This is a genomic window from Streptomyces iakyrus, assembly GCF_000717055.1.
GTDB lineage: Bacteria > Actinomycetota > Actinomycetes > Streptomycetales > Streptomycetaceae > Streptomyces > Streptomyces iakyrus.
Genome location: NZ_JNXI01000015.1, coordinates 194,583 through 217,606 on the forward strand (window position 1 = coordinate 194,583; position 23,024 = coordinate 217,606).

General features: G+C 70.4%; 25 protein-coding genes and 1 pseudogene. 21 read left to right on the plus strand and 5 right to left on the minus strand.

The annotated features are described in order from the left end of the window. The first annotated feature begins 6 nt into the window (after nucleotides 1-6). From sufD to OO68_RS23945, 6 genes are read left to right on the plus strand one after another with little or no spacing between them, the layout of a single operon-like run. Nucleotides 7-1,191, plus strand: coding sequence for a Fe-S cluster assembly protein SufD (gene sufD / locus OO68_RS23920; protein ID WP_033310789.1), 1,185 nt, complete (start codon nucleotides 7-9; stop codon nucleotides 1,189-1,191). Next, entirely contained in the window at nucleotides 1,188-1,505 is a 318-nt protein-coding gene (locus tag OO68_RS23925) for a non-heme iron oxygenase ferredoxin subunit (protein ID WP_033310791.1), read from the plus strand. The genes sufD and OO68_RS23925 overlap by 4 nt, the downstream gene beginning before the upstream one ends. A 7-nt stretch (nucleotides 1,506-1,512) precedes the next feature. Then, complete coding sequence (gene sufC / locus OO68_RS23930) at nucleotides 1,513-2,277, plus strand: Fe-S cluster assembly ATPase SufC (RefSeq protein ID WP_033310792.1); 765 nt, start codon at nucleotides 1,513-1,515, stop codon at nucleotides 2,275-2,277. Then, a complete protein-coding gene (locus OO68_RS23935) occupies nucleotides 2,274-3,530 on the plus strand; it encodes a cysteine desulfurase (protein WP_033310794.1) in 1,257 nt (418 codons plus the stop codon). The genes sufC and OO68_RS23935 overlap by 4 nt, the downstream gene beginning before the upstream one ends. 15 nt (nucleotides 3,531-3,545) lie before the next feature. Beyond that, nucleotides 3,546-4,016, plus strand: coding sequence for a Fe-S cluster assembly sulfur transfer protein SufU (sufU, locus tag OO68_RS23940; protein WP_033310795.1), 471 nt, complete (start codon nucleotides 3,546-3,548; stop codon nucleotides 4,014-4,016). Further along, the gene (locus tag OO68_RS23945; RefSeq protein ID WP_028809645.1) at nucleotides 4,013-4,345 is read left to right on the plus strand and encodes a metal-sulfur cluster assembly factor; all 333 of its coding nucleotides are present in this window, start codon (nucleotides 4,013-4,015) and stop codon (nucleotides 4,343-4,345) included. Before sufU ends, OO68_RS23945 begins: the two co-directional genes overlap by 4 nt. 58 nt (nucleotides 4,346-4,403) lie before the next feature. Here the strand turns inward: OO68_RS23945 and OO68_RS23950 are convergent, their stop codons facing one another. Continuing rightward, nucleotides 4,404-5,237, minus strand: coding sequence for an AbfB domain-containing protein (locus OO68_RS23950; protein ID WP_033310798.1), 834 nt, complete (start codon nucleotides 5,235-5,237; stop codon nucleotides 4,404-4,406). Between the two features lie 181 nt (nucleotides 5,238-5,418). On the opposite strand from OO68_RS23950, the gene OO68_RS23955 reads away from it, so the two are divergent. From OO68_RS23955 to OO68_RS23970, 4 genes are all read left to right on the plus strand, one after another. Next, nucleotides 5,419-5,739: a DMT family transporter gene (locus OO68_RS23955; RefSeq protein WP_033310800.1), complete on the plus strand. Its 321-nt coding sequence runs from the start codon at nucleotides 5,419-5,421 to the stop codon at nucleotides 5,737-5,739. Continuing rightward, on the plus strand, nucleotides 5,739-6,287 hold the full coding sequence (locus tag OO68_RS23960) for a TetR/AcrR family transcriptional regulator (protein WP_033310802.1): 549 nt from the start codon (nucleotides 5,739-5,741) through the stop codon (nucleotides 6,285-6,287). Before OO68_RS23955 ends, OO68_RS23960 begins: the two co-directional genes overlap by 1 nt. 537 nt (nucleotides 6,288-6,824) lie before the next feature. Further along, a complete protein-coding gene (gene dapD / locus OO68_RS23965; RefSeq protein WP_033310804.1) occupies nucleotides 6,825-7,814 on the plus strand; it encodes a 2,3,4,5-tetrahydropyridine-2,6-dicarboxylate N-succinyltransferase in 990 nt (329 codons plus the stop codon). Between the two features lie 124 nt (nucleotides 7,815-7,938). Further along, nucleotides 7,939-8,169: a hypothetical protein gene (locus OO68_RS23970; RefSeq protein WP_033310807.1), complete on the plus strand. Its 231-nt coding sequence runs from the start codon at nucleotides 7,939-7,941 to the stop codon at nucleotides 8,167-8,169. Between the two features lie 134 nt (nucleotides 8,170-8,303). On the opposite strand, the gene dapA is transcribed toward OO68_RS23970, so the two are convergent. Continuing rightward, nucleotides 8,304-9,188, minus strand: a complete 885-nt coding sequence (gene dapA / locus OO68_RS23975) for a 4-hydroxy-tetrahydrodipicolinate synthase (RefSeq protein ID WP_051814785.1) — start codon at nucleotides 9,186-9,188, stop codon at nucleotides 8,304-8,306. Nucleotides 9,189-9,324: 136 nt separating this feature from the next. Between dapA and OO68_RS23980 the strand changes: the two genes are divergently transcribed. The 3 genes from OO68_RS23980 (at nucleotide 9,325) to OO68_RS23990 (ending at nucleotide 10,911) form a co-directional block, all read left to right on the plus strand. Continuing rightward, a complete protein-coding gene (locus OO68_RS23980) occupies nucleotides 9,325-9,744 on the plus strand; it encodes a phage holin family protein (protein WP_033310812.1) in 420 nt (139 codons plus the stop codon). Beyond that, nucleotides 9,741-10,106 (plus strand): DUF3618 domain-containing protein, encoded by a 366-nt coding sequence (locus OO68_RS23985; protein WP_033310813.1) that lies wholly within the window; start codon nucleotides 9,741-9,743, stop codon nucleotides 10,104-10,106. Before OO68_RS23980 ends, OO68_RS23985 begins: the two co-directional genes overlap by 4 nt. A gap of 118 nt (nucleotides 10,107-10,224) precedes the next feature. Further along, the gene (locus tag OO68_RS23990) at nucleotides 10,225-10,911 is read left to right on the plus strand and encodes an antibiotic biosynthesis monooxygenase (protein ID WP_033310814.1); all 687 of its coding nucleotides are present in this window, start codon (nucleotides 10,225-10,227) and stop codon (nucleotides 10,909-10,911) included. Nucleotides 10,912-10,963: 52 nt separating this feature from the next. Here the strand turns inward: OO68_RS23990 and OO68_RS23995 are convergent, their stop codons facing one another. Next, nucleotides 10,964-12,793: a DUF8508 domain-containing protein gene (locus OO68_RS23995; protein ID WP_033310815.1), complete on the minus strand. Its 1,830-nt coding sequence runs from the start codon at nucleotides 12,791-12,793 to the stop codon at nucleotides 10,964-10,966. A gap of 312 nt (nucleotides 12,794-13,105) precedes the next feature. Here OO68_RS23995 and OO68_RS24000 point away from each other — a divergent pair, with 312 nt between their 5' ends. The 8 genes and pseudogenes from OO68_RS24000 to OO68_RS24025 all read left to right on the plus strand — a co-directional run bounded on the left by OO68_RS24000 (nucleotide 13,106) and on the right by OO68_RS24025 (nucleotide 21,384). Continuing rightward, nucleotides 13,106-14,521: a hypothetical protein gene (locus OO68_RS24000; RefSeq protein ID WP_033310816.1), complete on the plus strand. Its 1,416-nt coding sequence runs from the start codon at nucleotides 13,106-13,108 to the stop codon at nucleotides 14,519-14,521. Between the two features lie 152 nt (nucleotides 14,522-14,673). Beyond that, nucleotides 14,674-16,119, plus strand: coding sequence for an alkaline phosphatase PhoX (locus OO68_RS24005; protein ID WP_033310817.1), 1,446 nt, complete (start codon nucleotides 14,674-14,676; stop codon nucleotides 16,117-16,119). A gap of 616 nt (nucleotides 16,120-16,735) precedes the next feature. Then, nucleotides 16,736-17,464: an LAGLIDADG family homing endonuclease gene (locus OO68_RS44315; RefSeq protein ID WP_157852748.1), complete on the plus strand. Its 729-nt coding sequence runs from the start codon at nucleotides 16,736-16,738 to the stop codon at nucleotides 17,462-17,464. Between the two features lie 139 nt (nucleotides 17,465-17,603). Next, nucleotides 17,604-17,807 (plus strand): annotated as a pseudogene (locus tag OO68_RS48750) (GntR family transcriptional regulator); the annotation flags it as partial. A gap of 48 nt (nucleotides 17,808-17,855) precedes the next feature. Next, nucleotides 17,856-18,872, plus strand: coding sequence for a 1-aminocyclopropane-1-carboxylate deaminase (locus OO68_RS24010; RefSeq protein ID WP_033310818.1), 1,017 nt, complete (start codon nucleotides 17,856-17,858; stop codon nucleotides 18,870-18,872). A 94-nt stretch (nucleotides 18,873-18,966) separates the two neighbouring features. Beyond that, nucleotides 18,967-19,371, plus strand: coding sequence for a VOC family protein (locus OO68_RS24015; RefSeq protein ID WP_033310819.1), 405 nt, complete (start codon nucleotides 18,967-18,969; stop codon nucleotides 19,369-19,371). A 274-nt stretch (nucleotides 19,372-19,645) separates the two neighbouring features. Continuing rightward, complete coding sequence (locus OO68_RS24020) at nucleotides 19,646-20,683, plus strand: LacI family DNA-binding transcriptional regulator (protein WP_078625435.1); 1,038 nt, start codon at nucleotides 19,646-19,648, stop codon at nucleotides 20,681-20,683. A 125-nt stretch (nucleotides 20,684-20,808) separates the two neighbouring features. Next, a complete protein-coding gene (locus OO68_RS24025; RefSeq protein WP_033310820.1) occupies nucleotides 20,809-21,384 on the plus strand; it encodes a TetR/AcrR family transcriptional regulator in 576 nt (191 codons plus the stop codon). A gap of 58 nt (nucleotides 21,385-21,442) precedes the next feature. On the opposite strand, the gene OO68_RS24030 is transcribed toward OO68_RS24025, so the two are convergent. After that, complete coding sequence (locus tag OO68_RS24030; RefSeq protein WP_106974398.1) at nucleotides 21,443-22,645, minus strand: TerD family protein; 1,203 nt, start codon at nucleotides 22,643-22,645, stop codon at nucleotides 21,443-21,445. 85 nt (nucleotides 22,646-22,730) lie between these two features. Beyond that, nucleotides 22,731-22,952, minus strand: coding sequence for a hypothetical protein (locus OO68_RS24035; protein ID WP_033310822.1), 222 nt, complete (start codon nucleotides 22,950-22,952; stop codon nucleotides 22,731-22,733). Between the last annotated feature and the right edge of the window lie 72 nt (nucleotides 22,953-23,024).

Genomic DNA, 23,024 nt, shown 5'->3' on the forward strand with positions numbered 1-23,024 from the left:
ACAGCCATGGCTGAGGCCCAGAACATCCCGGTGGGCTCCACCACCGCCGGCTCGATCGCGGTCGCCGCGGAGTCGACCGTCGCCACGCGCATGAGCGCGCCCCCCTCCTTCGACGTGGCGGACTTCCCCGTCCCGCACGGCCGTGAGGAGGAGTGGCGGTTCACCCCGCTGGAGCGCCTGCGCGGCCTGCACGACGGCACCGCCGTAGCGAACGGCAACGGCGTGAAGGTCGACGTCCAGGCCCCCGAGGGCGTCACGGTCGAGGCCGTCGGCCGCGACGACGCGCGGCTGGGCAAGGCCGGCACCCCGGTGGACCGCGTCGCCGCCCAGGCCTACACGGCGTTCGAGAAGGCCGGGGTCGTGACCGTCCCCAAGGAGACCGTCCTCACCGAGCCCATCCGCATCTCGGTGCACGGCGAGGGCGGCACCGCCTTCGGCCACCAGGTGATCGAGCTGGGCGCCTTCGCCGAGGCCGTCGTGGTCATCGACCACACCGGTGACGCGGTGCTCGCCGCCAACGTCGACTACCTCCTGGGCGACGGCGCCAAGCTCACCGTCGTCTCCGTCCAGGACTGGGACGAGAAGGCCGTCCACGTCGCCCAGCACAACGCGCTGGTCGGCCGCGACGCCTCCTTCAAGTCGGTCGTCGTCACCTTCGGCGGCGACGTCGTCCGGCTGCACCCGCGCGTGCAGTACGCCGGCCCCGGCGGCGAGGCCGAGCTGTTCGGCCTGTACTTCACCGATAAGGGCCAGCACCAGGAGCACCGCCTCCTGGTCGACCACAACGTCCCGCACTGCAAGTCGAACGTCGTCTACAAGGGCGCGCTCCAGGGCGAGGACGCGCACGCCGTGTGGATCGGCGACGTGCTCATCGAGGCCAAGGCCGAGGGCACGGACACGTACGAGATGAACCGCAACCTGGTCCTCACGGACGGGGCGCGCGTGGACTCCGTACCGAACCTCGAGATCGAGACCGGCGAGATCGTCGGCGCCGGCCACGCCTCGGCGACCGGCCGCTTCGACGACGAGCAGCTCTTCTACCTGATGGCCCGCGGCATCCCGGAGCACGAGGCCCGGCGCCTCGTGGTCCGCGGCTTCTTCGCCGAGCTGGTCCAGCAGATCGGCCTCCCCGACATCGAGGAGCGCCTGATCGCCAAGATCGAGGAGGAGCTGGAGGCGGCGGTCGCATGACCTTCGTACGCGCCTGTGGACTGGGCGAGCTGGAGGAGGACACCCCGAAGCGGGTGGAACTCGACGGTACGCCCGTGTCCATCGTGCAGACCGAGGGCGAGGTGTTCGCGATCCACGACATCTGCTCGCACGCGAACGTCTCCCTGTCGGAGGGCGAGGTCGACGACTGCCACATCGAGTGCTGGCTGCACGGCTCGCGCTTCGATCTCCGCTCCGGCAAGCCCGACGCCCTCCCGGCGACGCGCCCCGTCCCCGTTTACCCCGTACAGATCGATGGGGACGACGTGCTCGTCTCCCTCACCCAGGAGTCCTGAGGCATCCATGGCAACGCTTGAAATCCGAGACCTGCACGTCACCGTCGAGGCCGACAACGCCACGAAGGAGATCCTCAAGGGCGTCGACCTCACCGTGAAGCAGGGCGAGACGCACGCCATCATGGGCCCCAACGGCTCGGGCAAGTCGACCCTCGCCTACTCCCTCGCGGGTCACCCGAAGTACACGATCACCGGCGGCACCGTCACCCTCGACGGTGAGGACGTCCTGGAGATGTCCGTCGACGAGCGCGCCCGCGCCGGCCTGTTCCTCGCGATGCAGTACCCGGTCGAGGTTCCGGGTGTCTCCGTGTCGAACTTCCTGCGCACCTCCGCCACCGCCATCCGCGGCGAGGCCCCCAAGCTGCGCACCTGGGTCAAGGAGGTCAAGGAGGCCATGGAGCGCCTCAACATGGACCCCTCCTTCGCCGAGCGCAACGTCAACGAGGGCTTCTCCGGCGGTGAGAAGAAGCGCCACGAGATCCTTCAGCTGGAGCTTCTCAAGCCGAAGATGGCGATCCTCGACGAGACCGACTCCGGTCTGGACGTCGACGCCCTGCGCGTCGTGTCGGAGGGCGTGAACCGCGTCCGCGAGACGGGCGAGGTCGGCACGCTGCTGATCACGCACTACACGCGCATCCTCCGCTACATCAAGCCCGACCACGTGCACGTCTTCTCCGGCGGCCGGATCGTCGAGTCCGGCGGCGCCGAGCTCGCCGACAAGCTGGAGAACGAGGGATACGAGGCATACACGAAGGGTGGCGCATCCGCGTGACACTGCTGCCGGGCCTCCTCGACACCGAGGCGATCCGCAAGGACTTCCCCATCCTGGACCGGCAGGTCCACGAAGGCCGGAAGCTCGTGTACCTGGACAACGCGGCGACCAGCCAGAAGCCGCGCCAGGTGCTGGACGCCCTGAGCGAGTACTACGAGCGCTACAACGCCAACGTCCACCGCGGTGTGCATGTGCTCGCCGAGGAGGCCACGGCGCTGTACGAGGGCGCGCGCGACAAGGTCGCGGCGTTCGTCAACGCGCCTTCGCGCGACGAGGTGATCTTCACCAAGAACGCCTCGGAGTCGCTCAACCTCGTGGCCAACATGCTGGGCTGGGCCGACGAGCCCTACCGCGTGGACTCCGAGACCGAGATCGTCATCACGGAGATGGAGCACCACTCCAACATCGTGCCGTGGCAGCTGCTCGCGCAGCGCACGGGCGCGAAGCTGAAGTGGTTCGGCCTCACCGACGACGGCCGCCTGGACCTGTCGAACATCGACCAGGTCATCACGGAGAAGACGAAGATCGTGTCCTTCGTGCTCGTCTCCAACATCCTCGGCACCCAGAACCCCGTCGAGGCGATCGTGCGCCGCGCCCAGGAGGTCGGTGCGCTGGTGTGCATCGACGCCTCCCAGGCCGCGCCGCACATGCCGCTGGACGTGCAGGCGCTCCAGGCCGACTTCGTGGCCTTCACCGGCCACAAGATGTGCGGCCCGACCGGCATCGGCGTCCTCTGGGGCCGCCAGGAGCTGCTGGAGGACCTGCCCCCGTTCCTCGGCGGCGGCGAGATGATCGAGACGGTGTCGATGCACTCCTCGACGTACGCCCCGGCGCCGCACAAGTTCGAGGCGGGCACGCCCCCGATCGCCCAGGCGGTCGGTCTCGGCGCGGCGATCGACTACCTCGACTCGATCGGCATGGACAAGATCCTCGCCCATGAGCACGCGCTCACCGAGTACGCGGTCAAGCGGCTGCTGGAGGTCCCTGACCTGCGGATCATCGGCCCGACCACGGCCGAGGAGCGTGGCGCGGCGATCAGCTTCACGCTCGGGGACATCCACCCGCACGACGTGGGCCAGGTCCTCGACGAGCAGGGCATCGCGGTCCGGGTCGGCCACCACTGCGCGCGGCCGGTCTGCCTGCGCTACGGAATTCCTGCGACCACGCGAGCGTCGTTCTATCTGTACTCCACGCCGGCCGAGATCGACGCGCTGGTCGACGGCCTGGAGCACGTACGGAACTTCTTCGGCTGAGGGGCGTGCTAGACGGTGAAACTGGACTCCATGTACCAGGAAGTCATCCTGGACCACTACAAGAACCCGCACGGGCGGGGCTTGCGGGATGGCGACGCCGAGGTGCACCACGTCAACCCGACGTGCGGTGACGAGATCACGCTGCGCGTGAAGTACGACGGCACCACGATCGAGGACGTCTCGTACGAAGGCCAGGGCTGTTCGATCAGCCAGGCGAGCGCGTCCGTACTGAACGACCTCCTCGTCGGCAAGGACCTCTCCGACGCGCGGAAGATTCAGGAGACCTTCCTGGAGCTGATGCAGTCCAAGGGGAAGCTGGAACCCGACGACGCGATGGAGGACATCCTGGAGGACGCGGTCGCGTTCGCCGGGGTGTCCAAGTACCCGGCCCGGGTGAAGTGCGCCCTGCTGAGCTGGATGGCCTGGAAGGACGCGACGGCCCAGGTTCTGGGCGGAGCCGACGCCGAGAAGGAGACGACGGCATGAGCGAGACCGTTGAGATGAAGCCGGCCTCGGAGGAAGAGGTCCGTGAGGCGCTGTACGACGTGGTCGACCCCGAGCTGGGCATCGACGTCGTCAACCTCGGCCTGATCTACGGCATCCACATCGACGACGCGAACATCGCGACGCTCGACATGACCCTGACGTCGGCGGCCTGCCCGCTGACGGACGTCATCGAGGACCAGGCGAAGTCCGCCACGGACGGCCTCGTGAGCGAGCTGCGCATCAACTGGGTCTGGATGCCGCCGTGGGGCCCCGACAAGATCACGGACGACGGACGCGAGCAGCTTCGGGCTCTCGGCTTCAACGTCTGAGATCCGCTGAAGCGGCTGAGGGCGGCACCCTGCACGTGGGTGCCGCCCTCACGCATGTTCAGTCCAGCCCGGACACGATCTGGAACGACGCGTCCCCGTAGTACTGGTGGTTGTTCTCGAAGGGATCCAGGCGGAGCTGGAAGTTGCGGTGGCGCAGGAAGCGGCCCGGGTAGTTGACCGACTCCAGCGTGAGCGTTCCCGAGCGGGGCCAGACGCGGGGGCAGAAGGTGGCGTCCTGGCGGAAGAGGGACGAGCCGTCGTTCCTGTCGGCGACCAGGACGAAGCTGCGGTGGCGGAGGTAGCGGCCGTCCGCGGTGGTGAAGGAGTAGCAGGAGGAGTCGGAGAGGCCGGCGACGCGCCGGAAGGTGGCGTCCTCGCGCTGCTCGGAGCCCGATCCGATCTGGTCCAGGCGCACGTAGCCGTCGCGCACCCGCCAGTAGCGGTCGGAGAAGTTCACCGAGCGTATGGATATGCCGTGGGAGGAGGGCGGCTTCGGGCTCTTCGTCGGAGACGGGGACGTCTTCGGCGGCTTCGGGGCCTCCTTCCCGGGCTTCGGACTCGGGCTGGCGGTGGGAGCGCTGCTGGTCGGGGTGGGGGACGGGTGGGGGCGGTCCGCGCCGGCCTTCTCGGCGCCGCCCTTGGACGGCGTCGCGAAGGAGATCAGGCCGCCCGGGGCCGAGCTGCTGAGGGTGGTCGGCTCCGCCGCCCGGTTCTCCTGCTCGCCGGACTCCTGGTCCATCACGGTGACGGCCGTGACGCACGCGGAGATCGTGGCCAGGGCCAGCGCGCCCGCGAGCCAGAGCCTTCGCGTGCCCGGAGCCCGAGTGGTGTCCGGGGCCCAGCCGCTTTCCCAGGGACGGTCCTGCGGCGGCCGGGACTTCTGTTCTGACATGCGCTGTTCCTCCGGCGGGGCCCCCTTGACGGCGGCGCAGTTGTGGTGGCCCGGTGTGTGATCGGTGGACACCGTAGTGGACTGGTGGGGCGCCTGTGGCGCATTTGGTGAGAGCGGTTTCTCTCCGATATCCAGGGCGCCGTTGTGTACGGGCGTACAGGTGTTGTGTACGCTCGTACACATGGGTTATCTGCTGCTGGCCGGGGCCATAGCCGCCGAAGTGGGCGCGACCACCGCCATGAAGTACAGCGACGGTTTCAGCAAGTTCGGGCCCTCGCTGCTCACGCTCGTCGGGTACGTCCTCTCCTTCGGGCTGCTCGCGCAGACCCTGAAGACCGTGTCGGTCGGCACGGCCTACGCGATCTGGGCGGGGGTCGGCACCGCCGCCATCGCCACCATCGGGATCGTCTTCCTGGGGGAGGGCATGACCGTCGCCAAGGCCGCCGGGATCGCGCTGATCATCGTCGGGGTCGTGGTGCTGAACCTGGGAGGTGCGCACTGATGCCCCGGCGCCATGACCCCGAGCGGCGGCAGCGGATCATCGACGCGGCGATCCGGGTCGTCGGCTCCAAGGGCATCGCCGGACTGAGCCACCGCAGCGTCGCCGCCGAGGCGGACGTGCCGCTCGGCTCCACGACGTACCACTTCCGCACCCTCGACGAGCTGATGGTCGCCGCGCTGCGGCAGACCAACGAGGGCTTCGCCAAGATGGTCGCCTCGTGCGGCGGCCTGGAGGACCCCCGGACCGATCTGGCCGCGGAACTCGCCGGATGGATCGGGGAGTGGCTCTCCGGTGACCGTACGGGTGTGGAGCTGGAGTACGAGCTGTACCTGGCCGCCCTGCGCCGGCCCGCCCTGCGACCCGTCGCCGCCGAGTGGGCCGAGGGTGTGGCCGGTCTGCTGTCCCCGCGCACGGATCCCGTCACCGCACGAGCGCTGGTGGCGGTCGTCGACGGCATCTGCCTACAGGTGCTGCTGACGGGGGTGCCCTACGACGAGGAGTACGCACGGGAGGTGCTGGCGCGGGTGCTCGCGGGGGCGGCCAGGTGATGCCGGGGTCAGCGGGCGGGACGTGCGGGGACGGGGCTGCCTGGCCGGGGTCTGTGCGGCGGGGCGTCCGTCAGGGCGTCGGTCGCGTCCTCCGCAGTAGGGGTCATGACGAGAAGCGTCCGTGGGCCGGGATCCGTCCGTGGCGGGGTGGCCGTGAGGACGCTGTCCGCGGGCCTGCTCGGCGGGGGCTGTCCGGCGATGCCATGCCGGTGTCCGAGGCCGCGGCCCGGTGCGCGCCCGGCCCCGCCGAGCGGATCGCGTGGAGTGGGGCCGCGCAGGAGGGGGGAGGCCGGTTTCGCGGCGAGCGGCCAGTGCCTCGCGAGGAGCGGGTCGGCCGGGCGGTGCACCCCGGTGGGGGAGTCGGCCGACCGGGCAGCCGGACGGCGCGGGGCGTTCAACGGAGCGTTCGTGAGGGGGCCGTCCTGCGTCGGTGTCCGTGCTGTTGGGGGGCGTCTTGACGGAGTCGATACCGCCCGTCCCGTGAGACGGCCCCGCATGGGTTCGCATCCATCGGCGTCCGCCGGTTAGGTTGCCCTCATGACCGACACGACTGCTCCTCGCACCACCGGCGCCGTGGCCGCCGGCCTCGCCACGATCGCCGCCGACGGCACCGTTCTCGACACCTGGTTCCCCGCGCCCGAGCTGGCCGACCAGCCCGGCCCGTCCGGCACCGAGCGGCTGTCCGCCGAGCGTGCCGCGGAGCTGCTCGGCGGTGGCGCGACCGCGGCGATCGGCCCGGACGCCCGCCGGGGCGTCGAGGTGGTCGCGGTCCGCACGGTCATCGCCTCGCTCGACGAGAAGCCGATCGACGCGCACGACGCCTACCTGCGCCTGCACCTGCTCTCCCACCGCCTGGTCAAGCCGCACGGCCAGAGCCTGGACGGCATCTTCGGCTTCCTCGCCAACGTCGCCTGGACCTCGCTCGGCCCGGTCGCCGTCGACGACCTGGAGAAGGTGCGGCTCAACGCCCGCGCCGAGGGCCTGCACCTCCAGGTGACCTCCGTGGACAAGTTCCCGCGCATGACGGACTACGTGGCCCCCAAGGGCGTCCGGATCGCCGACGCCGACCGGGTCCGCCTCGGCGCCCACCTCGCCGAGGGCACCACCGTCATGCACGAGGGCTTCGTCAACTTCAACGCCGGCACGCTCGGCACCTCGATGGTCGAGGGCCGCATCTCCGCCGGTGTCGTGATCGGCGACGGCTCTGACATCGGCGGCGGCGCCTCCACGATGGGCACCCTCTCCGGCGGCGGCAACGTCATCATCTCCATCGGCGAGCGCTGCCTGATCGGCGCCGAGGCGGGCGTCGGCATCGCCCTGGGCGACGAGTGCGTCGTCGAGGCCGGCCTCTACGTCACCGCCGGAACCCGTGTCACCATGCCCGACGGGCAGATCATCAAGGCCCGCGAGCTGTCCGGCGCCTCCAACATCCTCTTCCGCCGCAACTCGGTCAGCGGCACGGTCGAGGCCCGGCCGAACAACGCGGTGTGGGGCGGGCTGAACGAGATCCTCCACAGCCACAACTGACGGTCCCACGGCATCCGTACTGCCCGTACGGATGACCCGGCGTGACCTCGCGGTGGTTTTGGCAGATGAACGGGTGGACGCAGTGTCCGATCAGACGCCGAACCGACGAAACGAGGACCGGGGCATGAGGAACGAGTGGGGGCGGACCGCCGTCCGCAGGCTGGCCGGGGTGGCCGCGACGCTGGCGGTGTGCTGGCTGTCGGCGGGCGCCGCGCACGCCGACGAGACCAACACGGACTCCCACAACGGCCACCGGGTCGGTCTGATCAACGTCAACGTCGGTCAGATCGACGACCCCGCGGAGGACGTGCTGGAGCACACGCTGCTGTTCGGTGACGGGTACGCCTGGAACTGAACCGGCAGAGCAGACGGGACGGTCCGCACCGCAGGCGACTGCGGTGCGGACCGTCCCGTCTCTGTTGCCGGCCGGTGGCAGCGCCCAAGGACGACACCAAGGAGCGTTGGGAGCCGGTGTTCGCGGTGCGGTGATCAGGCCTCGGAGAGTTCCGCGTGGAGCGACAGCAGGGCGTCGGCCGTGGCCTGGCCGGCGGCCCGGAGCGGGGCGCGGACCGGTCCTGCGGGGAGGGCCAGGGCGTTCAGGAGCGCCTTGACCGTGACGGTGCCCGGCAGGCCCGCCGACATGACCGCCTCGATGAGCGGGGTGGCCCGCTGCTGGAGGCGGGCCGCCCGGGCGGTGTCGCCCGCGTCGAACGCGTCCAGGACGGCTCGCAGCCGGTCCGGGGCCACGTTGGCGACCGTGCTGACGTAGCCGGAGCCGCCCACGGCGTACAGCGCGAGGTTGTGCTCGTCGCAGCCCGCGTAGTACGCCAGGTCCGTGCGGGCCAGTACCTTCTGGGCGGCCAGGAAGTCGTTCGAGCAGTCCTTGACCGCGACGATGCCGGGGTGGTCGGCGAGGCGCAGGATCGTCTCCGGGGCGATGCGGGTGCCGGTGCGGGCCGGGACGTCGTAGACCATGAGGGGGAGTCCGGTGGCGTCCGCGACCTCACGGAAGTGGGCCTCGATCGCGTCCTGCGGGGGCCGGCTGTAGTACGGCGACACCACCAACAGGCCGTCCGCGCCCGCCTTTTCCGCCTCCCGGGCCAGTTCGGTGGTGTGGCGGGTGTCGGGGGTGCCGATGCCCGCGACGATCCGCGCCCGGCCGCCCACGGCCTCACGGACGGCTGCGATGAGGGCCGACTTCTCGGCGTCCGTGGTGGTGGGGGACTCGCCCGTCGTGCCGGACAGGACGAGGCCGTCGCAGCCGTTGCCGACGAGGCGGGCGGCGAGGAGCTGGGCGCCGTCGAGGTCGAGGGTCCCGGAGGCGGTGAAGGGGGTGATCATCGCGCAGAGGGTGCGGCCGAAGGGTGTCGTCATGAAGGTAGTGTCGGCCTGCCGACCGTGTAGCTCCACTTAAATCTGCTACCTGATGATGTTAAGCGATACTACGAGGTATGGCGGGGTCGGGCGGGTACTCGGGGGTTCCTACTTCTTCGAGAGGAGGCGGAACACCGTGACCGGAACCATGGACCATCGGGTCGTGCGCGACGAGCACCACTCCGTGGGCGAGCTCGTCAATCAGGCCGCCGAGCAGGCCTCCCGGCTCGTGCGGCAGGAAGTCGCGCTCGCGAAGGAAGAGCTGACCGAGAAGGGGCGGCGGGCGGGGCGGGGCGGCGGGCTGCTCGGGGCGGCGGGTGCCGTCGCGTACGCCGGGTTCCTCGCGCTGGCCGGTACGGGTGCCGCCGCGCTCTCGCTGGTGCTGCCGGTGTGGGCCGCCGCGCTGATCGTGACGGGGGTCCTTTTCGTGATCGCGGCCGTGCTGGCGGCCGTCGGGCGCGGGCAGCTGCGACGGGCCACGCCCCCCACGCCGGAGGAGGCCATCGGCAGCGTCAAGGCGGACGTGGAGGAGATCAAGGGAAGGGCGCATCGATGACGAAGCCGACGGGTGGGGCCAAGGGGCCCGATGAGCTGCGGCGGCAGATCGAGCAGACGCGGAGCGAACTCGGGAACACGGTGGAGGAGTTGGCCGGTAAGGCCGATGTGAAGGGCCGTGCGCTGGCCCGGGCCGCCGACATCCGGGACAAGGCCGGAGCGGTGACGGTGCAGTTGCGCAGCAGTGCGGCGCAGGCGGGGCACGCGGTCCAGGACCGGGCGGCGCACGCGGGGCCCGGACCGGTGCGGACGGTCGTGCAGGCCGGGATGCGCCATCCGCGGCCGGTGCTGATGGCCGGGGCGGCCGCGGGTGTGGTGGCCGTCGGAGTGCTGCGGTGGAGGCACGTGCACGGGCATCACTGAGCGGCAGGACATGCGAACGCCCAGGGGCGCGGGCTGTCGAATCCCCCCTTGACCTCAAGTTTGGTCGAGGTTGAACAGTGGGGTGTGCAGGCAGTCGGCGCACACCCAGGAGCGTTCCATGACCCGTCGGACCGAACAGCACCCCGACCCCACCGACTCTCGCAACGGTGCCCCCATCTTCAGTACTTGGCGCCTGGGAACCCCCGAACGGCAGCGGCAGGCCGCGGAGGCGATCGGGCGGACCTGGGAGCGGCGGCCCTGGCCGACCGCCGATCTGCTCGGGTATCACGTGTACGCCGGGCAGGACGGATCCACGCTGATGCACTACTCGCAGTGGAGCAGCGGGCAGGCCTTCGAGGCGTTCGTGAAAGTCCACCGGCAGGAGCGCGTCGACGAGATCGACACCGCCGTACCGGGGATCGAGCGGGTGGGACTCACGCGCTACCGGCGGTACCGCAGCCGGGAGCGGGCCGCGGGGGAGACGCGGGTGCCCGGGCACGTCGTCACCGTGCGGATCGATTTCGAGGCGGGAGGCGAGGGGCGCCGGGAGGAGTGGGCCGACCTGGTGCTGAAGGCCGTCGAGGACGACCCGGAGGGGCACGCCGGGCTGCTGTCCGCGCATTTCCACCTGAGTGCGGACGGCGGGCACGTGCTGAACTACGCCGAGTGGGAGAGCGCCGAGGCCTACGACCGGGCGCTGGCTGCGCCGTCGACCGACGGGTGGGAGCGGGTGCGGACGTATCCCGGGGTGGCGGGGTTCACCGGCAGCCGGTACACGCACGTTCTGGGGCTGCTGCCCGCCTGAGCCCGGAGCGGTGGGACCGGCCGGACGGGATGTCCGGCCGGCCCCGGGCCGCTTACGGGCGGAACCGCAGGATCTGCGGGTCGTGGTCGCTGATCTGGTCGTGGAACTCCGCGTTGACGTGCACGCTGTCGTACTCGAAGTCGCAGTCGCGGCGGATCGACGGGCTGATCAGGATCTGGTCGAGTACCTGGCTGTTGCCCTGGTAGACGTAGGAGTAACGCTCGCTCCTGGGCAGCGACTTGATCGCCGACCAGAGTTCGCCGCGGCCTTCGAGGAGCTGCGCGGTCTTCGAGAACTCGAAGTCGTTGATGTCGCCCAGCGTGATGACGTCAGCGTTCTTCTGGGTGTCGAGGATGTCCTTGACGAAGGCGTTCACCAGGGTGGCCTGCTGGTGGCGCTGCGTCTCGGAGCTGCGCGACGGCGGCTGGTACTGGGCCGTCAGACCCTGGTCGCCGCCCTTGGAGTTGAAGTGGTTGGCGATCACGAAGACCGAGCGGCCGCGGAAGACGAACTCGCCGGCCAGCGGCTTGCGGCTGTTCTTCCAGGCCTCGTCGGCAGGGGCGATACGGCCCGGGCTGAGCGTCAGATGCGCCTTGCCGCGGATCTTCGTCACGCCGGTGGCCGTCGTGGCGTCGCCGCCCGCGCGGTCCGCGAAGGAGACCCGCTCCGGGTTGAACAGGAACGCCTGGCGGATGTTGCCGCCCGGCTCGCCGCCGTCGCTGCCGTCGGCCGGGTCGATCGCGCGCCAGTCGTACTTCGGGCCGCCGGCCGCGACGATCGCGTCGATCAGCTTGGTCAGCGTCTGGTCGGCGGCGACCGTGCCGTCGTTCTTCGCGCCGTTGTTGTCCTGGATCTCCTCCAGGGACACGATGTCGGGCGACTTCAGGTTGTTCACGATCGCGGCGGCGTGGGCGTCGAACGTGCCGTCGGCCGGGTCGAGGTTCTCCACGTTGTAGGTGGCGACCGCGAGTTCGGAGGAGCGCTGCTTGCGGGTCGTCTCCCGCTCCAGGCCCGCGCTCTTCAGCGTGCCCAGTTCGCTCGCGACCAGGGTGTAGCCGCCGAACTGGTTGTAGTCCAGCGGGCCCGCGGTGCTGCCCGTGAGGGTGTCGCCCACGTTCGCCTTCGGGAAGTCCGCCGTCGAGCCGAGGGACTGGATCTGGAGGCGTCCCGTGTTCTGGTCGTCGTAGGAGCCGTAGACCGTGCCGCCGTGTCGGCTGCGGTTCTCGTGCGGCTTCACCGTCACCCACAGCTCGGTGTACGGGTCGGTGGCGCCGACGACACGGGTGTCGGTGACGCGGACGGACATGCCCTCCAGCGCCTCGTAGTGGTCCAGGGCGTACTTCGAGGGCTTGAGGGGGAGCGCGTTGACCGAGCCGCCCGCGGTGGTGTCGCCGGCGGGTGCGTAGGCGGCGGGGACCGAGCGGGAGGTGATCGCCGTGGCGGCGGGGAGCGCGTTGCCGCTGGAGACGACCGTGGTCGTCGGCTTGGTGATCTCCGTCACCGACTGGTTGCCGGAGGTCGCTCCGCCGGGGACGTACTCCGTGACGGTGCCGCTGACCGTGACGGCGTCACCGACGGCGACCCCCTTCGGCGCGGAGCTGGTGAAGACGAAGACGCCCTCGCTGGTCGCCGGGTCGGCGTCCGCATCCGGGTCCTGGATCCAGAAGCCGCGGGACGAGCCGTAGGTCCGGATGCCGGTGACGATTCCGGCCACGTCCGTGACCTGCTGGCCCGCGTACGGGGATATCCGGGTGCTGCCCTGGATGTCGTGGATGCGCACCGACTCCGCGTGCGCGGGGCTGGTGAGGACGATCGTGGAGGCCGCGGAGCACGCGGCGGCGACGGTGAGCGCGGCGAGACGCGCGGACGACTTGCTCGGCAACGGGGTTCCCTCCGGGGACGTGACAGAGCGCCGGGACGAGGGCGGAAAGGGTGGAATGGCTGACTGCCGCTACCTGTGGGGCGGATGCGGTGACGCGCGTAGCGCACGGCGGACGGGTGGACCTGGTGGGGCCGGCCCGGTGAACAAGTGTCCGCCGACTTCTACGCGCGTCAATCTCCAGCCTGTTCATGTCACTTGTCAAGGTTTCGGCCATGTACGGCAGCCGACGGGGAGATGAAGTGGGCGGCATGGGTGGAAATCCGTCTAGGCTGAGCGGTTGAGTCACCTGAGGCGCGCTAGGAGAAACAGCCGATGTCAGACAGCTCCCCCCTGCCGCCGGTGCGGCTGCACACCGAAGCGGAGCTGGCGCGCGACGCGCTGTCCACACCGTTGCTGTCCCGGGCCGCCCGGCTCGCCCGCTGGGCCGGGCCGGACACCCGCGCCGACGCCGGAGGAGGGCTCGTCGACGAACAGCTGCCCGCGGCCGCGGAGGCACTCGGGCTGAGCGGGGACGACGCCGCCGCCGACGCGAGCGAGGCGTGGCGGGTCGCCGTGGACGCCGGGCTCGTCGAGGTCGTCGACGAGGACGAGGGCACCGTGACGGCCGGGGAGGACCTGGCCCTGCTCACCGCCGGCTCGCCGCAGGACGTGCTCGCCGTGTGGCTCTCCGCCGTGGAGACGGTCCTCGCCGACGCGAGCGTGCCCGACCTGGACGGGCTCGTGGACGAGGAGGGCGAGGTCGACCTCTCCGCTCTCGACTGGGACCCCGCGGGCGAGGCCGAGTTCCTCGACGGCGTGCTCGGCAACCTCTATCTGCTGACCGTCGGCGAGGACACGCCCGGCGCCCCGGTGCCGCTGCCGGCGCTGGCGGCCTCGGTGATCGTGCCCAGCGACATGGGCGAGCCCACCAACGACGTCCTGGAGCAGGTCTCCGACGCGATGATGCGGCTGGACGACCAGTTCCGGATGCTGGAGCCGGTGGGGTTCGTCGCGTACCAGCCCGTCGACGAGGCGCTCATGGCCGACGCCGACGAGGAGCCCGCCGCACCCGTCGACGACACCGACGTCTCCCGCTACGGCATGGTCCGGCTCACCCCGCTCGGCCTGTACGGCATGCGCGCACGGCTGCTGGAGGCGGGCTACGCGGCGCCGGCCGTCGGCGACCTCGCGGACAAGGGGGCCGACGCGCTGCTCGACGGCACGGCTCAGTTCCCGCCGGGCGCGGCGCAGGCGGAGACCGAGCAGTGGCTCCAGCGGCGCGAATCGCTCGCGGCGGCCCGGGAGTTGCTCGCGGCGGCCCGGGGCTCGGATGCCGGGGCGCCGCTGCGGCGGCTGCGGTGCCAGCAGGCGCTGTCGCTCGTCGGCGCCTCGGCCGAACCCGCCCTGCGGGAGGTGCTCGACGACGCCGAGCTGGGCGGACTCGCCCGCGTCTGGCTGTCCGAGCACGGGGTCGTGGACGTGCCCGCGCCGTCCGAGACGATGGTGTACTGGCTGACCATCGACACGGTGGCCGCGCAGCTCGCCGCGGAGGGGAACTCCGAGGAGCTGCGGGCGCTGGTGGAGGGGCTCGCGCGGCAGCACGGCGGCTTCTTCGACGCCGTGTGGCGAGTCGATCACCCGGCCACGGCCGATGTGCTGGAGGCCATGGGGCGGTTGCATCCCGACAAGAAGGTGGCGAAGGAAGCGCGGAAGGCGGCGTTCAAGGCTCGGTCGCAGCAGGGGGGCTGAGCCGGGGTGCGGGTGCGGCGCCGTCGTGGCTTTTCGCGCAGTTCCCCGCGCCCCCGGGGTGTTGTTCAACCGGCGTTCACGGATGAGCGGGACGGTTTCGCCGAACGAGGTCCGCCACCTCCCACGGCATCCTCACCGTCACAGGAGACACCATGTCGCTCACCCGCAGGGACTTCGCCAGAACCTCCGCGATCACCGGTGCCGGGGTCGCCCTGGCGGGCAGCGTCGGCGCCCTCGCCACCGCGCCGAACGCCCTCGCGTCCTACGACACCGACAGCGCGGGCGACGAGGCGGCGGACGCCCGGCACGGAGTCGGCTACGGCCCGCTGGTCCCCGACCCCAAGGGCATCCTCGCCCTGCCCGCCGGATTCACCTACCGGATCATCACCTACAGCGGCAGGACGAAGCTGGAGTCCGGCGAGTTCACGCCGTCCAACCACGACGGCACCGCCACCTTCGACGGCCCCCGCGGCACCACCCTCCTCGTCAACAACCACGAGCTGAAGGGCCCGCGCGCCAACTGGAAGTACCCCGTACCGCTCACCGAGGGCCTCGTCTACGACCCGGCCGCGGCCGGCGGCTGCACGGTCGTCGAGGTACGCCCCGACGGACGGGTCGCGGAGTGGGTGGGCATCGCCGGCACCTCCACCAACTGCGCCGGCGGCAACACGCCCTGGGGCACCTGGCTGACCTGCGAGGAGAACTCCGACAAGGCCGGCGTCAACGGCATGACCAAGGACCACGGCTACGTCTTCGAGGTCGACCCCTGCGACCGGCGCGCCAACCGCGCCCCCAAGCCGCTGAAGTTCTTCGGCCGCTACGACCACGAGGCCGTCGTCATCGACCCCCGGCGCGGCCACGCCTACCTCACCGAGGACGCCTCAGGACCCAACGGCCTCTTCTTCCGCTGGACCCCGCCCAAGGGCTTCGAGTACGGCCCCGGCAAGTTCCGCAAGCTCGCCGACGACGCCGGTGTCCTCCAGGCCCCCAGGTGCTTCGACTCCGGCGGCACGTTCGTCGACGACCTGTCCCGCGCCACGAAGACCGGCACCGTCTACGGCGTCGACTGGGTGGACGTCCCCGACCGCGACGCCCGCACCACCCCCGTGCGCAAGCAGTTCGCCGACGGCCAGGTCACCCGCGCCCGCAAGCTGGAAGGCATGTGGTGGGGCGACGGCGGCGCCTACATCGTCTCCTCCTACGCCCGTGAGGAGAGCCCGGTCCAGCACGACGGCCAGGTCTGGTTCTACGACCCCCGGCGTCGCACGCTGACGCTCAAGGTGCTGCTCGGCGTGAACCCCGACCCGTCGAAGGACGGCGCGTTCGACGGCCCCGACAACATCACCGTCTCCCCGTACGGCGGCATCGTGCTGGCCGAGGACGGCGAGGGCGTCTCGCACCTCTTCGGCGCCACCGAGAGCGGCCGCACCTACCCGATCGCCCGGAACGACCTGAATGTCGGCACCGAAGAGGAGCCGGAGTACAGCGAGTTCGCCGGGGTCACCTTCTCGCCCGACGGCAAGACCCTCTACGCCAACATCCAGGACCCGGGCATCCTGCTCGCCATCACCGGTCCCTGGAAGCGTCAGCGGCGCTGACACTCCGAGTCCCTCGAACGAGTGGCCTTGACTCGAAGACACTGAACTCATCCCTTCCTCGCAATATTGTTCCTATCTCGAACCTTTGTTGTCCGAGGGGGGCTGCGAACGTGGAATCACAGGGAGGAATCGCCAAGGGGTCACGGGTGTGGCTTCCCGATGGCTCCGTGCGTGCGATTGAAGAGGTGGTTGAGCAACGCCTCCCTGTGCTTTCCTTCAGTAAGAAATGGGATGCCAGGCCGGTTCGGTACGGGGCGAACCAGGGACCACGCGACCATTCGGTCGGAGAGCTCGTGCCAAGGACCCCGGATGCCTGGGAGGGGGGCTCCCTGAGAGAGGTGAGAAGCGTCAGGTTCGTTTCCGGTCGCATCATCGAAGCCGCGCTTGACCAGCCGTGGATTCACAGCGACGGACGGGGCGCCAGGCTTGGGAATGGAAGCGAACCAGTGCCCTGACTCCGGGTGATCGGATTCCGTTTTCATTGACGGCTGGTCGCTTCGGAATAGAGGGTCAATTCCGCGATGGATATCTTGTTGGTGCCATGCTCGGGGACGGTGGCATGACGTCTTGCACTCCGGAATTTCATGGCGACCCGCTGGATGGTGCCGTACAGTTCATGCGCAAGTTCGCCGCAGAAAACGGATGCGGTCTACGAGAGATTCCGCAAGGAAGCATCGTTCGTCTGCGGTTCCCTTTCCGGGCTGGACGCCGCAATCCCATCACCGATCGTCTCCGGCATTTCGGCGTCTGGGGTCAACGGTGTGAAGAGAAGCGGCTGCCAGAATTTTGGTTGAGTCGCGACTTCTGGATCGGGTGCCTCTCAGGGCTTATTGACACCGATGGCTGTGTTCGTGAACGGGTCAACCCGCGTGGCGTAGTACATGGTTCTGTCGAATTTGCCACGGTATCACCTTGGTTGGCGACGCAAGTGTCCGACATTCTCCTCCGCCTTGGGGTCGCCAATAGGGTTCGGCTGGACCAGAGGCGGAAGAAGAAGGTGCATTCAGTCAATGGATATGATGTCGTCAGTCGGCGACCGATTCATATCGTGGAGATTTCACGAGCTACAGCTTTGGTTCGCCTCGCTGGGCTCCTCGACCTGCGCATTGGGTATAAGTCATCCAAGCTGAAGCGGTTGGTGAATATCGTCGGGCATGTCGCTCCGGCGCGGAGTGAGATGCATGGCTATGATGAATCCGTGGCATTGGATCGTGTGAAGAGTATTTCGGTACCCTGGGTCCAACGCGTATACGGTGTATCGGTGAATCCCTCGGGCTTGTTCGTGGTAAATGGCATCGTGACGGGGGCGGTGCCCGAATCAGCTGCTGTGGCCTCGGGCCAATGACAGAGTGCCCTTTCCTGCTGGCTTTGAAAGGAGCTTTTTCCTGCCTTGATGAGCCTGTTTCGGCGGCAGAGCGCGGCCGCGATCACCACTAGAGTGGGGTACGCCACGTGTCCTGATGCAACGACGTGAATTTCCAGCCGAAGTAAGCGTTGAAACCGACGGTAGCAGGCCCCCTGCTCCACTGTCGCCGCTACTGATTACCAGACGGAGGGTCATGCTCGGCAGCTGCCGATCGGCCGGGTTGCACGAGCGGTTGACCGATGTCTGCGCGGCCGGCGACGTGGACGGGGCGGTCCGCGTCACGGCGGAGACCTGGCGGGGGCTGGAGGAACTCGCCGACTGAGCCCGGCCGACCCGGCCGAGATCGATAGAGAACGACCCGGGAGGACCCATGTCCCTGGCCTCGTATGAGCGTTACCCCCTGCTCTTCGGGCCCTCGCCCGTCCACCCCTTGGAGCGGCTCACCGCGCATCTCGGTGGTGCGTCCCTCTGGGCCAAGCGTGAGGACTGCAACTCCGGTGTCGCGTACGGCGGCAACAAGACCCGCAAGCTGGAGTACCTGGTCGCCGACGCGCTCGCCCAGGGCTGCGACACGCTCGTGTCGATCGGGGGCGTGCAGTCCAACCACACCCGCCAGGTCGCGGCCGTCGCCGCCCGTGCCGGACTCAAGTGCGTGCTCGTCCAGGAGAGTTGGGTGGACTGGCCCGACGCGGTGTACGACAAGGTCGGCAACATCCTGATCAGCCGGCTGGCCGGGGCCGACGTGCGGCTGGTGAGGGCCGGGTTCGGCATCGGCTTCAAGGAGAGCTGGGAGCAGGTGCTCCGGGAGGTCGAGCAGGGCGGCGGGAAGCCGTACGCGATCCCGGCCGGTGCGTCCGACCATCCGCTCGGTGGCCTCGGCTTCGCGGGGTGGGCGTACGAGGTCGCCGAGCAGGAGCGGGAGCTGGGCGTCTTCTTCGACACCGTCGTGGTGTGCTCGGTGACCGGGTCGACCCAGGCTGGCATGGTCGCCGGGTTCGCCGCGCTGGAGGAGGCGGGCGGGCGGCCCCGGCGCGTGCTCGGCATCGACGCCTCGGCGAAACCGGCCGCGACCCGCGGCCAGATCGCCCGTATCGCCGACCGCACCGGGAGCCTGATCGGTGTGAAGCGCGAGCTGACCGAGTCCGACGTCGAACTGGACGAGCGGTACCACGCGGGCACGTACGGCATCCCCGACGAGGCCACCCTGGCGGCGATGCGGCTCGCGGCCCGGACCGAGGGGATGGTGACCGACCCCGTCTACGAGGGCAAGTCCATGGCCGGGATGATCGATCTGGTGTCGCGGGGCGAGATCGGCCGGGACTCCACGGTGCTCTACGCCCACCTGGGCGGGCAGCCGGCGCTGAACGCGTACAGCGCGCTGTTCTGACCGACGGCCGCCGGCCGTCAGGTCGGCTGTATACGGGAATCACCCGGGGGGCCGTCGGGTTGTCGCCGTTACCCGACGTACTGGAGGAGCCCCCATGTCCGACGAGCCGGCCGTTCGCGAACTCCGTTTGGTCGTGACCGCCGAGGACTACGACGCCGCGCTGCACTTCTACCGGGACGTGCTCGGGCTGACCGAGCAGGGCGCGTTCGCCTCGGAGAACGGGCGGGTCACGATCCTCGACGCCGGGCGGGCCACCCTGGAGCTGACCGACCCGAACCACGCCGCGTTCATCGACGAGGTCGAGGTGGGGCGACGGGTGGCCGGGCACATCAGGGTCGCCTTCCAGGTGGACGACTCCGTCGCCGCGACGGCGAAACTGGCCGCCGCGGGAGCCGAGGTCGTCGCCGAGCCGACCCGCACGCCCTGGAACTCCCTGAACTCGCGGCTTGAAGCACCCGGTGCGCTTCAGCTGACGCTGTTCACGGAGCTCGGCGACTGACGGGGGTGGTGGGTGCCGGTCGGGGTGATCGGCCGGCCGCGGCCGTGTGTGCGCCTTTGCCTCGCCGGGTGGTGGGTCGGGGCCGCGCCGGGGGGTGTCCGTCCTCGGAAGGGCGCGATGGGGTCTCACGCCGACTGACTGTTCGTTGACGCCAACCGCTGCGGGCGGACACCCCCCGACACGGCCCCTTGCGTCGTACGGCGGCTGCGGGCCGGAGGGTGATCGTCCGGCTGCCCCTGCCGTGTGGGCTCCCGCGGCGGATACAGTGCTGGACGTGTGGACGGACAATCAGCGTGCGGAGCCGAGTGCTGAGCGGCCCGACGGTGTGCGGCGCCGGGCCACGATCCACGACGTCGCCCGCCTGGCCGGGGTGTCCCGCCAGACGGTCTCCCGGGCGGTCAACGACAAGGGTGAGATCGACCCCGGCACCAAGGAGCGGGTCCTGGAGGCGGCGCGGCTCCTGGACTACCGGCCGAGCCGGTTCGCGCGCGGCCTCGTCCAGAAGGGCGCGGTGACGGCCGGCCTGGTCATCCCGGACCTGCGCAACCCGTTCTTCCCCGAGGTGGCCGCCGGGGTGCTGGAGGCGGCCGAGCAGCGGGGCTGGCAGGTCGTCGTATGGGACTCCAGAATCGACGAGGCCAGGGAGCGGGAGGCGCTCGACGTGCTCTCCCACCAGGCGGACGCCGTCGTGGGTTACTTCAAGGACCCGGACGACGTGCTCACCCGGCACATCGGCGGCGTACCGCTGGTGCTGCTGGAGCGCGGGCCGCAGCAGACCCGGTTCGCGGCCGTGGGCATCGACGCCGCCACCGGGGTCGAGCAGGGCATGAACCACCTGTTCCGCGCCGGGCATCGCAGGATCGGCATGCTGGACGGCGTGCACGGTCCCGGCCCGCGTCGGCAGGCCTTCGTGGAGCAGGCGCGGCAGCTCGGACTGCCGGTCGACGAGGACTGGGTCGTTATGTGCCCCGAGCACAGCGTGACCGGTGGGGAGGCCGGCATGGAGCGGCTGCTGGCCCAGCGGCCCGACGTCACCGCGGTCTTCGGCTTCAACGACCTGATCGCGGTCGGGGCGATGCGCACCGCCCGTCGGCGTGGCCGGAGCGTTCCGGGCGACCTGGCCGTGCTCGGCTTCGACGGTCTCTCCCTGGGCGAGCTCGTCGAACCCGCCCTGACCACCCTGCACATCGACAAGCGGCAGCTGGGACGGCTGGCCGTGGAGCAGGTGGCCCGGCTGCGCGCGGGCGAGGAGCCGCTGCGGGGCGCCGACGCGTGGGTGACTCCCGAACTCGTGGTGCGCGACTCCGCCTGACGTTCCGGCAGCCCGGCAGATCCGCCGTGCTTGATGCAGTCGTTGAGGGCCGGTCCCCGGTCCGGCCTCTCGGTAGGGTGCGGAGAAGAGGAGCCCCTACGTCCCGGTCGGTGAGGAGTGGTCGCATGGTGCAGGCCAGGCCCATGCGGGCGGACGCCCGGCGCAACTACGAGCGGCTGCTGACGGTCGCCGTCGAGGCCTTCGCCGAGCACGGGGAAGGCGCGTCGCTCGACGACATCGCCAAGCGGGCCGGGGTCGGCTCCGGCACGCTGTACCGGCACTTCCCGACCCGGCAGGCGCTGCTGGAGGCCGCGTACCTGGACCGCGTCGAGGCGATCGCGGACCGGGCCGACGCGCTCGCGGCCGAACTTCCTCCGGCTGAGGCGCTGGGAGAGTGGCTGTACGAACTGGGTGCCGGGATGATCCGGATGCGGGGACTGAAGGCGCTGCTGGGACCGGCCGTCACGGACTCCGGCGCTCTCGTGAGCACGGCCTGCGGCGACTCGGTCAAGGCCGCGGCGGGGCGGCTGGTGCGGGCGGCGCAGGAGGAGGGCACGCTGCGGCGGGACGTCGAGCCCGTCGACGTGCTGCGGCTGGCGCACGGGGTGGCGACGGCGTCGGAACTGGCGGACGGGGAGGGCCGGCACATCCGGCGGTATCTGACGCTTCTGATGGAGGGGCTGGGGGCGGGGCGCCGTTGATCCGGTGAGCCGGACGCCCCCTGGGATGAGGGGGCGTCCCGGAGGCCGGTTCGGCGGGTTACAGGGCCTGTGCCGCGGGCTTCACCATTCCCCTCACCGTGCGGGACTTCACGAAGTCGCCCAGGGCCGTCATCTCCCACTCGCCGGAGAACTGGCGGATCAGCTTGGCCATCATCACGCCGGTCTGCGGCTCGGCGCTGGTGAGGTCGAAACGGACCAGCTCCTCGCCGGTGGTGCCGTCCAGGAGGCGGCAGTAGGCCTTGGCGACCTCGGTGAACTTCTGGCCGGAGAAGGAGTTGACCGTGAAGACCAGGCCGGTGACCTCCTGGGGCAGGCGGCCGAGGTCGACCATGATGGTCTCGTCGTCGCCGCCGCCCTCGCCCGTGAGGTTGTCGCCGGAGTGGCGGATGGCGCCGCCCACGATCTGGAGCTTGCCGAAGTAGCAGCTGTCGATGTGGTTGCGCTGCGGCCCGTAGGCGATGACCGAGGCGTCCAGGTCGATGTCCTTGCCGCGGTACGCGGGCTCCCAGCCGAGACCCATCCTGACCTGGGAGAGCAGGGGGCGGCCGCCCTTGATCAGGGAGACCGTCTGGTTCTTCTGGAGGCTGACGCGGCCCTTGTCGAGGTTGATCTTCCCGGCGCCGGGCGCGGGCGGCGGAGGCGTGGCCGGGGCGGCCGGGGGTGCGGCGGGGGCGGTCACGGGCGGGGCCGGCGGCTGCACCGGGGCCGGCGGCGGGGTCACCGGCTGGGGCGGGGCGGCGGCGGCCGGCTCCTCCACCGTGACACCGAAGTCCGTGGCGATGCCCGCGAGGCCGTTGGCGTATCCCTGGCCGACGGCCCTGGCCTTCCACTGGCCGTTTCGATGGTAGACCTCCACGATGACCAGGGCCGTCTCGCTGCCGAGCTGCGGCGGTGTGAACGAGGCGAGGACGGAGCCGTCATCCGCGTTGCGGATGGTGGCCGTCGGCTCGATGCCCTGGAAGGTCTGGCCCGCGGCGTCCGGGCTCGCCGTGACGACGATCTTCTCGATGCCCGGGGGCAGGGCCGCCGTGTCGACCACGATCGCGTCGGGCGCGCTGCCGCCGCCCGAGCGGTACGTCACGCCGGGGCCCGACGGCTGGTTGTAGAAGATGAAGTCGTCGTCGGAGCGCACCTTGCCGTCGGCGGTGAGCAGCAGGCCCGATACGTCGAGCCGCACCGGGGCGGCGACGTCCACCGTCACGCGGGCGGCGGACAGGGGGATGTTCGAGCCGGGGGTCATAGCTGTCATGCCGGGTGAACGAGCGAGGCGGTTTTGCCGTTCCCTTACCCTGCGGCCAATCGGGTGGGCGGCGATCGCGGGGGCCTCACCGGCGATTGCGGGGGTGGTCGCGGGCGGTGCGTTCGTTGCCCCGCTTGTAGTTGCCGGTCCAGCGGGCCATGACGAGCTGCGGGTCGGAGGACTCGACCTCGGCGAGGAACCGGCCGGCCCGGGGGCCGGTCAGGGTGGTGGCGGGGCGGCCGTGGTGGCTGATGCGGACGGTGCCGCCCGCGTGCTGCTCGTAGGTGAATCCATGGGGTCTCGGCATGCCGTGAGGGTACGAGGAGGGGAGCGGGCGTCCCAGCGAATTTCGCCCGCCCCCGCCCACGGTGGTCCCTTC